Annotated in this window: 12 protein-coding genes and 2 pseudogenes; 4 read left to right on the forward strand and 10 right to left on the reverse strand. The window is 28.9% G+C overall.

Features of this window, described 5'->3' with window-relative positions; genetic code table 11:
* Positions 1–163: 163 nt before the first annotated feature.
* Positions 164–286: pseudogene (locus CD034_RS08205) on the reverse strand (alcohol dehydrogenase); the annotation flags it as partial.
* A 526-nt stretch (positions 287–812) separates the two neighbouring features.
* On the opposite strand from CD034_RS08205, the gene CD034_RS11095 reads away from it, so the two are divergent.
* Both CD034_RS11095 and CD034_RS08210 read left to right on the forward strand, forming a co-directional pair.
* A complete protein-coding gene (locus CD034_RS11095; RefSeq protein ID WP_000889979.1) occupies positions 813–908 on the forward strand; it encodes a type I toxin-antitoxin system Fst family toxin in 96 nt (31 codons plus the stop codon).
* A 168-nt stretch (positions 909–1076) separates the two neighbouring features.
* A complete protein-coding gene (locus CD034_RS08210) occupies positions 1077–1997 on the forward strand; it encodes a HEPN/Toprim-associated domain-containing protein (protein WP_103288288.1) in 921 nt (306 codons plus the stop codon).
* Between the two features lie 41 nt (positions 1998–2038).
* Here the strand turns inward: CD034_RS08210 and CD034_RS08215 are convergent, their stop codons facing one another.
* From CD034_RS08215 to hemH, 4 genes are all read right to left on the reverse strand, one after another.
* Positions 2039–2590 (reverse strand): recombinase family protein, encoded by a 552-nt coding sequence (locus tag CD034_RS08215; protein WP_103288289.1) that lies wholly within the window; start codon positions 2588–2590, stop codon positions 2039–2041.
* Between the two features lie 414 nt (positions 2591–3004).
* Positions 3005–3328: a PH domain-containing protein gene (locus CD034_RS08220; RefSeq protein ID WP_103288304.1), complete on the reverse strand. Its 324-nt coding sequence runs from the start codon at positions 3326–3328 to the stop codon at positions 3005–3007.
* Between the two features lie 22 nt (positions 3329–3350).
* Positions 3351–4832 carry a catalase gene (locus tag CD034_RS08225; protein WP_103288290.1) on the reverse strand — a complete coding sequence of 494 codons (1482 nt, stop codon included), beginning with the start codon at positions 4830–4832 and terminating at the stop codon, positions 3351–3353.
* A 13-nt stretch (positions 4833–4845) separates the two neighbouring features.
* Positions 4846–5796, reverse strand: a complete 951-nt coding sequence (gene hemH, locus CD034_RS08230; RefSeq protein WP_242288079.1) for a ferrochelatase — start codon at positions 5794–5796, stop codon at positions 4846–4848.
* A 338-nt stretch (positions 5797–6134) separates the two neighbouring features.
* On the opposite strand from hemH, the pseudogene CD034_RS08235 reads away from it, so the two are divergent.
* Together CD034_RS08235 and CD034_RS08240 are read left to right on the forward strand one after the other, a co-directional pair.
* A pseudogene (locus CD034_RS08235) lies at positions 6135–6923 on the forward strand (alpha/beta hydrolase); the annotation flags it as partial.
* 216 nt (positions 6924–7139) lie between these two features.
* Positions 7140–7748, forward strand: coding sequence for a recombinase family protein (locus CD034_RS08240; protein ID WP_103288292.1), 609 nt, complete (start codon positions 7140–7142; stop codon positions 7746–7748).
* A gap of 212 nt (positions 7749–7960) precedes the next feature.
* On the opposite strand, the gene CD034_RS08245 is transcribed toward CD034_RS08240, so the two are convergent.
* The 5 genes from CD034_RS08245 to CD034_RS08265 form a co-directional block, all read right to left on the reverse strand.
* On the reverse strand, positions 7961–8263 hold the full coding sequence (locus CD034_RS08245; protein WP_172457908.1) for a hypothetical protein: 303 nt from the start codon (positions 8261–8263) through the stop codon (positions 7961–7963).
* Positions 8260–8559, reverse strand: a complete 300-nt coding sequence (locus CD034_RS08250) for a DUF2089 family protein (RefSeq protein ID WP_103288293.1) — start codon at positions 8557–8559, stop codon at positions 8260–8262. The genes CD034_RS08245 and CD034_RS08250 overlap by 4 nt, the downstream gene beginning before the upstream one ends.
* A gap of 330 nt (positions 8560–8889) precedes the next feature.
* Positions 8890–9663 carry an ABC transporter permease gene (locus CD034_RS08255; RefSeq protein ID WP_103288294.1) on the reverse strand — a complete coding sequence of 258 codons (774 nt, stop codon included), beginning with the start codon at positions 9661–9663 and terminating at the stop codon, positions 8890–8892.
* Position 9664: 1 nt separating this feature from the next.
* The gene (locus CD034_RS08260) at positions 9665–10360 is read right to left on the reverse strand and encodes an ABC transporter ATP-binding protein (protein WP_103288295.1); all 696 of its coding nucleotides are present in this window, start codon (positions 10358–10360) and stop codon (positions 9665–9667) included.
* Positions 10361–10863: 503 nt separating this feature from the next.
* A partial coding sequence (locus CD034_RS08265; protein WP_258026836.1) for a DsbA family protein occupies positions 10864–11297 on the reverse strand: 434 nt, incomplete at its 5' end.

Below are 11297 nucleotides of genomic sequence, written 5' to 3' on the forward strand. Positions count from 1 at the left end.
AACATAGAAAAACACTCGATAAAGTAGTTTATGCAATTTGTGATTGGGGGATGAATTTCTGGAAGAAATTTCTAAATAGAAAAATGTTAAAATTTAAATATATAGGTAAAAGACGCCTCAACTTTGAACGAGTTATTCAAAATAAGGCGTCTTCATCTATATGTTATTGTGATTTTAAAATAACTTTAATAGTATTATCTTTTTTCTGGTCAAAGATATCATAAGCTTCTTTTACATCTTCTAACGGTATAGTATGAGTGATAATTTCTGTTGTATCATTTACTTCACATACTTCCATATTTTTATATCCTTGATAAGTAACTGCTTTCATACAATCATCCTCTGTTAGCCAATATGCTCCTGTTATTAAAATACAAACTCAAACGAGTAAATTAAGTAATTATTATTTTGTGTTAAATATACATAATTTACATATAAATCATGTGAATTTATTGAATATAATCATCTTTTTTTAAAAATAGTATCTATAACAAAAGGAGGATATTCTCTATTCATTCATCATCAATTTTATTTTCTTATATGGCCTCACTATCTCAGAATATCAATGTAACTCATTTTTCTATTATTTACCCCAAAAATAAAGTTTAAAAGTGGATATATTAATATTACTCCAACAATGATTTCGAACCATATAGAAGAATTTGAAAAAATACAAGGAAAGAGAAAAACAGAAAATAATACATAATTTAACTTATCGGAAGTAGATATGCTTGTATATTCACAGATGGTATAATAATAAAGTCGCCTATCTCTCAGGTGTCAAATTTAGACGCAGAGAGGAGGTGTTATTCATGCTAGAAATTCTTGTTCACATCACGACCACAGTCATCAGTGGTTGTATTGTTGCGTTATTTACGCATTGGCTACGTAATCGCAACGATAAATAGGAGACTATAGTCACACCTAAAAAACCCCTCACTACGGCAATAGTGAGGGGTTTGGTGTATTCACGCTAGAATTCTTGTTAGTTACATTATAACACTGGTTAGTAGAGGAATGCAAAAATTGTAAAGTTGTAGATTGAATTTACGCTTGAAAAAAGTTAGGAGATTATAATGGGAACACTAGTATCTTTAGTTATAAATAATGTAACCATAGATGTTGGGAAAAATCGAAATTTCCAAAATCATTATTGGTTATTTAATTCAGATCAATTTACCACTGTAAGAAATGAATATTATTTCTATTCAGAGAAAGAATCAAAAGCATTAATAAATAATATGAATGATGTTAAGTTCCATTTGAATATTTTTGGATATAGTTATTCAGAAATAAAAGAAAAATTTAATCAAAAAATATTAGAAGGAAAGAACTTTCATGAAATCAGCTTACCTCTCGAATTGTTTGAGAGTGTTATTATTGATATGGACTTATCCAATATTAACGATAGGTCTATAGTGGATTCACAAAATTTTCCTCATGAAGGTTTCATAGATTATATTGTTTCTTTGCTAATGAAAAAGCAAGAGTTTTTAAATTTAAACAAAGATAAAGAGTACCTCGAAGAAGATTTAGAATGGCTTTTAGAAGAAATAGATGTATATATAATTTTAAGAATACTATGTAAGAATAAAAAAAATTTAAAGTATAACTTAAAATGGCTTTGCTTTGACATAATAGAAACAGGATGGACTTCTATCGAAGAAATTAAAAATATAAATATGTCTAATTATGTTCTTGTGCATAATAAAATTTATGGAATTTTACAGAAGTATGCCATTCAGTATTATAATATTGGTCAAAGTATTAAGAATTTTGACCAATGGCTTTCTAAAAAAGGAGTTCAACAAAACATGGAATATATTAAAGAAAACATGAATTCCAATGTTTATAAAAAGGAAATTGTGACAGTGGCGACTTTTATTAGGAATATCGTGCATCATCCAGAGAATAGTAATAATTCATACTCTTCTAACGACTTAAAAAATTCAATCAACCAATTAATAAACATTTTAAAGAAAGAGAATATTTATTAATATAAAATTTCTTAAGATAACCACAAGCAAAAATAAAAAAATTATTTTTGCTTGATAATTCTATAGACTGTAGAACGACTTACATCAGTCTTTTCAGCAATTTCTTCCCCTGTGAGTTTCTGCTCATCATATAAAAATTTAATTTCTCTTTTCTTGTGATCTGGTAATGATGGTCTTCCACCTTTGCGTCCTCTTGCCCTCGCAGCTTCTAGTCCTTTTTTAGTTCGTTCACTTAATAAGTTAGCTTCCAGTTCTGCAAAAGCACTCATCATGGTGAAGAACATCTTGCCCATCGCATCTTTGGTTGATACGTTCATATCTATAATTTGTAAATCAATACTATTATCATCTAACCATTGAGATAACTCAATTAATTGCTTTGTTGTTCGGCCAAGACGATCTAGTTTATAGATAACTAAAATATCGCCTTCACGTAAATAATCTAAGCATTTATCAAGTTCTGTTCGTTTAGTTTTGCGACCACTCGCTTTCTCGCTAAAGATACGTTCACAACCATATTCCTCAAGTGTATCAATCTGTCCATCAAGACTTTGATCTTGTGTCGATACACGAGCATAACCAATTTTAGCCATTTGAATACCACCTCTTTTAATCGTTTTATGGGTACTTCTAGTTCTCGATGTAAATAAACGCGTCTCTTATCGTCTAAAAACTCATGTTTTTTTATAATTATGATACATTGATTATAACACAAGTTTAGAAAACTAAATATGTAAGAAAAACCTCTGACTATAAAAGTGAGAGGTTTTGTGTCAAAAACGAACATTTTTAATATGGAGAGATTATGCTTTTCTTGATTTAACTTTTTCTCATTCAATTTTCAGGTAATTATTAATAAGATCTTTATATTCATCTATTTTTGTTTCTTCTAAAGTATTATTACTATCATAAGATTCTCTGATATATTTTTTTAATTCATTTAAAGAATCATAGATTTTCTCATTGCTAATTGATAAATCCCATAATAAAAACTAGTTTTAAATGTACTATACTTTATTTTTAATATATTCTATAAAAGTTTCTGAATCATTCTTATTTAAATCTGTAATTGGGAATGTACCAATACTAAAATACAATGTTAGTGTATCCTTTTCTAATTTAATATCTTCAATTTCATCATAACGGATATTTCTATAGTAAAATTGACCATCCATATTTACATTTAAGATAAGGCGTTCATTTGTTGCAATATATGCAGCATCATATGTTTTTACATTACCATTGATAGGGTACTCCATTTTCCCTAATATAGCAGGTCCTTTTTTCTCAGTAGGAAACAAATCTTCTGGATTTACGTTATCTAATATCATATAGTCACCTTTTTCTTGTATTTTAGTCTGCGACATCTAAGTCCACTTCATTAATATCAATTCCCATAGCTTCGGCTACACCTTGACCGTATGCAGGATCTGCTTTATAGCAATGTCTGATATGGCGGTGTTTTAATGCGTCGGTAACGGGATTCATTTCATTCGCAGTATTCTTAAATAATGTTTGTTGTTCTTCAGATGATAATAAACGGAATAATTTACCAGGTTGTTCAAAATAATTATCGTCATCTTCACGAAAGTCATATTCATATGCTTGCCCTTGAATATCTAAGGCTGGTTTTTTGTACTGTGGTTGATCTTCAAATGCCCCGTTACTATTTGGGTAATAATGTGTACTAGCACCTTGATTATTATCTAAGATACGCATTTGCCCATCTCTACTAAATGGACATATATTTTCCATACCGACACCTTTAGGTTGGTTAACTGGAATTTGCCAGTGATTAACACCTAAACGGTATCTTTGAGTATCTCCATATGAAAATAGTCGACCTTGTAACATTTTATCTGGCGAGAAATCTAAACCTGGAACGATGTTCGTTGGTGCAAATGCAGCTTGTTCAACATCTTGGAAATAATTTTCAGGGTTTCGATTTAATTCAAACTCACCAACTTCAATTAAGGGATATTCATCTTTATACCAAACTTTAGTTAAATCAAAAGGATTATCTTTATGATTACGAGCTTGTTCTTCCGTCATTACTTGAATGTACATTTTCCATTTAGGGAAATTCCCTTGTTCTATATTATTGAATAAATCTCTTTGAGAAGAATCTCTATCTTTAGCCATCACTTGTTCTGCTTCTTCTGCAGAATAGTTCTCTATACCTTGTTGTGTTCTATGATGGAATTTAACCCAAAAACGTTCGCCTTTATCGTTATACATAGAGTATGTATGAGAACCAAAACCATGCATATTTCTAAAGCTTTTAGGGATACCACGATCTGTCATTAAGATTGTAATTTGGTGTAACGCTTCTGGTAATAATGTCCAGAAATCCCAGTTCGCTTGTGGGTCTTTCATATTTGTTTTTGGATTCCGTTTAACCACGTGGTTTAAACTTGGGAATAATTTAGGGTCTCTAAAGAAGAATACGGGTGTATTATTACCAACTAAGTCCCAGTTACCTTCATCTGTATAAAACTTCAAGGCAAATCCTCTAATATCTCGTTCTGCATCACCTGCACCACGTTCGCCTGCCACAGTTGAAAATCGTGCAAACATTTCTGTTTGTTTACCGATTTCAGCAAATATACTTGCGCATGTATATTTTGTTATATCATTTGTTACTGTGAAGGTACCAAATGCACCTGATCCTTTAGCATGCATTCGGCGCTCTGGGATTACTTCTCTATCAAAGTGTGCCATTTGTTCAAGGAAATAAATGTCCTGCATTAATAAAGGACCTCTTGGACCTGCAGTCATACTATTCTCTCTATCTGATACGGGGGCTCCAAATAAGCCAGTTAATTTGTTATTCATTTTATATTCTCCTTTATTTCATAATTAATAAATCATTATTTACTTTATAATTATTAATTAGTGAGTTTGCGATTGCATCAATAAATAGTTGGTTAGATCCAGGCATTTCAGCTCTGTAATAATTACAACCAAGTTCATCGCATACTTTCTTACACTCATAATCATTATCATATAAAACTTCTAAGTGTTCGCATGTGAATCCTAAAGGCACATAGATAAAATTTTTAAATCTGTATTTACCTACTAATTCGTATGTTAAATCTTGTACATCAGGACCAATCCATGGTTCTGTTGTATTTCCTTCAGATTGCCAACCATTAAATATATATTTATGACCAATTTTTTCTTGTATTAAATGAGCAGTTTCTTGAAGTTGATCAGCATAAGGATCATCATGTGCTAATATTTTTTCGGGTAAGCTATGCGCAGAAATGATAATAGCAGTTTGATCATACTCATATTCAGGTATTAATTTTAATTGATCATTTATAGAATCTGTCCAATATTTGATGAATTTTTCTTCTTCATAGAATTGTTTCATAGTAGTAACTTTAATATTTTTATCTTCTGCATATTGAGTTACTCGTTTGTTATACATTTCAACTGAAAAAGAAGAATAATGTGGTGTTAGAACAACGCTAACAATTTCTTCAATTCCATCTTTGCTTATATCATCTATTGCATCTTCGATAAATGGATGAATATGTTTTAAACCTATATATAGTTTAAAATTTATGTCATTTGTCATTGTGTTAAGAGTATTACACAATGCTTCAGCTTGTTTTTGGGTAGTAATTGCTAACGGAGAGACTCCACCAATAAATTCATATCTTTCTTTTAAGTCTATATATTCTTCTGTAGTTGGCATATGCCCATGTCTTATGTGTGTATAATACGGTAAAATATCTGCTTCGTTATAAGGTGTGCCGTATGACATACATAATAATGCTATTTTTTTCATTATTACAACTCCTTCTACTGAGATTATAATTAATATCTAATGATAATTATTATAATCTATTATAGCAAGAAAACTTTTAAAATCTATGTATAATTGTTGAACAATTGATTCTAATTGATAATAATGAACTATAAGTGAAAATTATGTACAATTTAATTTTGATCTATTTATGTATTCATATTATAATTATACATCATTATTCTTAAAGATTTGAAACAGTAAACAGTCCGTTTTTTAGAATAAAATAACTTGTAGAATATCAATTTAGTCTAATCACCGCGCTTTCTTCACTTTTAATAACCTTAGATTAAGGGATTTCTATTAGTAAAATTGCTAAAGAAGGTGGTGTTAAAGAACAAACAGCATGACTATATGCAGAAAAATTAGCTGAATTAGGCTATGTAACTATGGCATATGATGCAAGTTATCAAGGTGAAAGTGAAGGGTCACCACACAATCTAGAAGATCCATCTTCACGCGTTGAAGATGTTCGCGCAGCAGTAGATTACTTCAATACTTTAAATTTTGTAGATGATGAACGCATCGGTGCTTTAGGTATTTGTGCAGGTGGCGGTTATACTATTAAAGCGACGCAAACAGAGAAAAGAATCAAAGCTGTTGTGGGAATTAGTGCCGCTGATATTGGCCAAAATTTCCGTAAAGGTTGGAATGGAGACCAAAACGAAGAAGATATCAACGCTGTTTTAGACCAAGTTGCTGAACAAAGAAAAGCCGAAGCACAGGGTGCAGAACAAAAACTTGTAGGTTTCGTACCAGATGAGCCTACGGATGATATGGATCAGGAAACGAAAGACGGTTGGGAATATTATCGTACACCAAGAGCGCAACATGAACGTTCTATTAATCAATTTCCATTCATTAGTTTTGACCGTATGATTGAATTTACGGCATTTGACTTAGTAGATAAGTTATTGACACAACTCGTACTATTTATTGCAGGTAGTGAAGCAGGTACACGTTGGCAAAGTGAGCATGCCTATGAACGTGCACTAGAACCAAAAGATATATTCATTGTAGACGGTGCTAATCATTTTGATATGTATGATAAAGAACCTTATGTATCACAAGCAGTAAATAAAATGAAAGATTTTTATAATCAATATTTATAAAAGCAAATTATATACGAAATCCCATCGCAATGACCGATGGGATTTCTCATTTAACTGGTAAATTTATTCTCACATAGCAAGTAAAGTGACAAATTAATTGAGAAATTGTGTTTTATGTATTTTTAAGGTACACCCTAATCATACAGATGTAGTTATTGAATTTATAGTAACTAAAACGTATGATTAGGGTGTATATTAATTACGAGGTAGAAATCAATGATTGTTGGCTATGCGAGAGTATCTTCTATTGATCAAAATTTAGAAAGACAACTAGAAAATTTAAAAACGTTTGGTGCTGAAAAAATATTTACAGAAAAACAGTCTGGAAAATCAATTGAAAACAGACCGATATTTCAAGAAGCACTTAACTTTGTGAGAATGGGGGATCGATTAGTAGTAGAATCCATTGATCGTTTAGGTCGTAATTACGATGAAGTGATTCATACCGTTAATTATTTAAAAGACAAAGAAGTTCAATTGATGATTACTAGCTTACCTATGATGAATGAAGTGATTGGCAATCCACTATTAGATAAATTTATGAAAGATCTAATCATTCAAATATTAGCAATGGTTTCAGAACAAGAACGAAATGAAAGTAAACGGCGACAAGCACAAGGGATTAAAGTAGCAAAAGAAAAAGGGGTATATAAAGGACGGCCACTACTATACTCACCTAATGCGAAAGATCCTCAAAAGCGTATTATTTATCATCGAGTTGTGGAAATGTTAAAAGAAGGTAATGCAATTAGTAAAATTGCGAAAGAGGTTAATATCACACGACAGACAGTTTATAGAATTAAAAATGATAAGGGATTATCTTGATAAACATATCATCAATGCAAATGAGAAGCTCTCACAGTGTCTCATATCTCATATGATAAAATTGAATTGAGATTTTAATAATTATACACGAAAAGAGAGTGCGAATTCGCACTCTCTTTTCGTTTAGTAATGCTATTAAAATTTTGTCTCTATAGTTAATACAAATAATAACTCCATCATTTTTGTTAAAGTCGGTATAATTATCTTAAACTTCACTTTAAATCTTTTCCTATCATTTTATCTAATTCTTGTTGTTCTTTCTTTTTATTATCTTTTTGAGCACTATACCACTGACCTAATAAGAATAATAAACCTATTATACCGAAAATAAGAGTTCCCCAAATATTTAATCCCAATTTACCTGTCATATATAAAACTACTAATGCTACTATAAATAAGACTGGAACAATTCCACCTATTATTTTATTTCCTGTCTTAGATAAAAAATATTGTATAGCAAATAATACGGCATATAAGATCGCTGGTAGAAATGTTAATAAATTACTCAAAATCATTCAATCTCCTTTTCATGACTATATATTTCTAATAATTGCTTAGCATCATTCAAATCTAATTTTTCTTCGATAGCTAACTTCCTCACATAATTAACTAATGAACTTTCTTCATTGTCTTTTGTAGATTGTATTCTTTTTATCACACTATTTAATCTGTTTCGAACAGTTGGATATGACACTTCATAGTATTTAGCTAGTGCTTTTAGTGACCCAGAATTAATAACAAAATTTTTAACAAATTCAAAATCTTCTTTTTCTAAATTCATCATCCATTTAGGAATATCATTGCTTTTCAATATATTCACTCCCTAGATATAACTTACTATATTTATAAATATTGTTCAAATTATTATTAATATTATTTAACATTAAATTCATTTTATTAAAAATAGTTTGTTTTTGTTAAATAACTATCTAAAAGAATATGTCTAATTATTATAACTATTTTTCATCAGAAAACATGTTAAAAAAGACCCCTTATTCAGTAAGGAGTCTCTTAATCGTTTCAAAATCAAAAATTTCCAATTAACATAAGTGATGATTATAAGTAGTACGTATGTATAGCTTACTCATTTTGAATTACATTTCTAATAAATTTATAACCTCCAATATATTAACTAAATAAACTATACATTCTTCTTCTTAAAAGCAACTACGACTAATACAAGAAATATAACAATATAGATAATGTTTCCAATGAATAACTCATGTAATTCTAACTTTGTTATTTTTTTGAATGTATCGTTGTCAGTAATTTGCACCATAATATTCATCATATTCAGAGGATTCCATTTTAACCATTCCCATTTATCTATAACTGCTGTTAATAAACCAGAGATAATTGAGGCAGCAAAGTAGAACACAATACCTACAGCAATTGATACACCAGGACTTTTCATAATGCATGAGATGAGTAATGTTAAGCTCATAACTAGCCACATTCCAACAAATGTACCAAGGGCTGTTAATAACATAGAGTTTAATAGTGATATATGATTTTTAGAATGTTCAGTTAAACTCGTCTCTCCATTAAAGATTAAATGTAGTAATAATGAAATAATAATAAAGATGAGAAAAATAATAAGTGAATAGATAAATAATGTAATAAATTTACTGACTATAATACTTGTACGTGAATAATTTCTGTATAATAAATTTTTAATCGTTCCATAATGAAATTCCATTGAAATAATTGTACTTGCTTGAATAATCATTAAAAATACAACCCAAGAGAATGAAGAAAAACCACCTTTAAAACTTTCCTTTAAGTTAAAAACATCAGAATAGTGATTTCCCAAAATAGCTAAAGCTAACATAATTACTATTATAATAATAGGTAATATATATGTTGATTTCTTCTTAAATAACTTAAAACATTCTTGTTTAACTAATGTACCCATCTTACATTTCACCTTCTTTATCAATAATATTTAATAAGACATTTTCCAAATCGTCTTCAGTCTCTTGATTTAATTCTTCTTTAGTTGTTTCTTTAATAATGGAACCATCATTAATAATTAAAATAGAATCAGTTATTTTTACTAATTCACTTAAAATGTGACTGGATATTAAAAACGTTGTTCCTTGCTTAGCAGTTTCTAAAATAAGTTCTCTTACATCTCTTACTGCTTTAGGATCTAAACCATTCATAGGTTCATCTAAAATAATAAGCTTTGGCTTATTTAAAAATGCAATAGCAATTCCTAACTTTTGTTTCATACCTAAAGAATATGATTTTGCTTTTTTATGTATATATTCCTTCATATTTAATTTATCTACTATTTCATCTATAGCATTCTTATCTTTAGATTCATTAAATAAATTAAGATTATCGTAGCCTGACATAAAGGGGTATAAACCAGGACTTTCAATTAAAGCACCTGTATTTGATTGGGTATTTTTATTTTCAGTGATTTCATAAGTTCCAGATTGATAATGAGAAAATCCTAAAATCACCTTCATTAGTGTTGTTTTACCGGCACCATTTGCTCCTACTAGTCCTACAATTTCACCTTCATTAAGACTAAAAGAAATATCTTTTAGAATCGTTTTGTTTTTAATTTTTTTAGTTAAATTATTTACTTCTAAGACTTTCAAATATTTCACTTCCTTTATAAGATTATATAAAATTGAATATTAATACATATAAAAAATTAAAACATAATATGTATTAATTATAATTGTATCATTAAAATAAAGTGTCTTGAACTTACAATTTATTAACACACAATATAACGAAAAATATTAGAATCATATAATCTAGGAACGGTGCTCATTTATTCCAATGAAAATTATAGGATTCAATGAATTGACTTATATAATTTAAATATAAACTTAAAAAAGGAGTGTTGTAATTGAATTAAGTTAATCATTTTTTTCTAATTATAGTAAGAAATACATATCAATTAAAATACTATATTATAAAGAGTATAAGCTGTGAATAAGAAACTATTAACATAACCAATGATTATGGGTAGTATCTTTGTATAACTTATTCATTTCTTTGATATAGTGTTTCTTCAATTTCAGCTATTTTTTCTAATATATTTTTAATATCGATTTTTGAAAATTCATCAATATGATTACCTTTTTTAAATTAATTACTTCAAATACTTTTTATATTCTGTATAACTATAAGGATCTTTCAATTTTTTACCATTTACATAAACAGTTGGCGCCTCTTTAACTTTTTTATCTTTATAAAGTTTTATATCTTTCTGAGCATCTTTCCAAGATTGACTATTTTTAGTTTTATAGTCTTTTTTAATTTTTTTTGCTTTTTTATCACTAATATTGAGTTTATCAATTTGTCGGTCAATTAATTGTTCAGTTAACCATTCATTTTCATGATTAGGTTGTTTTGAAAAAATTAATTTTTGAAATTCTAAATAACGGTTAGGGGCAATATTTTGAACTACATGACCAGCTCTAGATTCTTTGATTGCATCTTTACCTAAGAATGCCATATTTACAAATTTATAATCAGCCTTATCTTTATCAAGATAATCTCTTTGTAATTTAAGCACAATATTAG

Source organism: Staphylococcus hominis subsp. hominis, assembly GCF_002901845.1.
GTDB lineage: Bacteria > Bacillota > Bacilli > Staphylococcales > Staphylococcaceae > Staphylococcus > Staphylococcus hominis.

Coding starts and splice junctions, on each gene's coding strand:
- CD034_RS08240 (WP_103288292.1), top strand. CDS start 7,140: ATGATTGTTGGCTATGCGAGAGTATCTTCTATTGATCAAAATTTAGAA.
- CD034_RS08210 (WP_103288288.1), top strand. CDS start 1,077: ATGGGAACACTAGTATCTTTAGTTATAAATAATGTAACCATAGATGTT.
- CD034_RS08245 (WP_172457908.1), bottom strand. CDS start 8,263: ATGATTTTGAGTAATTTATTAACATTTCTACCAGCGATCTTATATGCC.
- CD034_RS08220 (WP_103288304.1), bottom strand. CDS start 3,328: ATGATATTAGATAACGTAAATCCAGAAGATTTGTTTCCTACTGAGAAA.
- CD034_RS11095 (WP_000889979.1), top strand. CDS start 813: ATGCTAGAAATTCTTGTTCACATCACGACCACAGTCATCAGTGGTTGT.
- CD034_RS08215 (WP_103288289.1), bottom strand. CDS start 2,590: ATGGCTAAAATTGGTTATGCTCGTGTATCGACACAAGATCAAAGTCTT.
- CD034_RS08225 (WP_103288290.1), bottom strand. CDS start 4,832: ATGAATAACAAATTAACTGGCTTATTTGGAGCCCCCGTATCAGATAGA.
- CD034_RS08255 (WP_103288294.1), bottom strand. CDS start 9,663: ATGGGTACATTAGTTAAACAAGAATGTTTTAAGTTATTTAAGAAGAAA.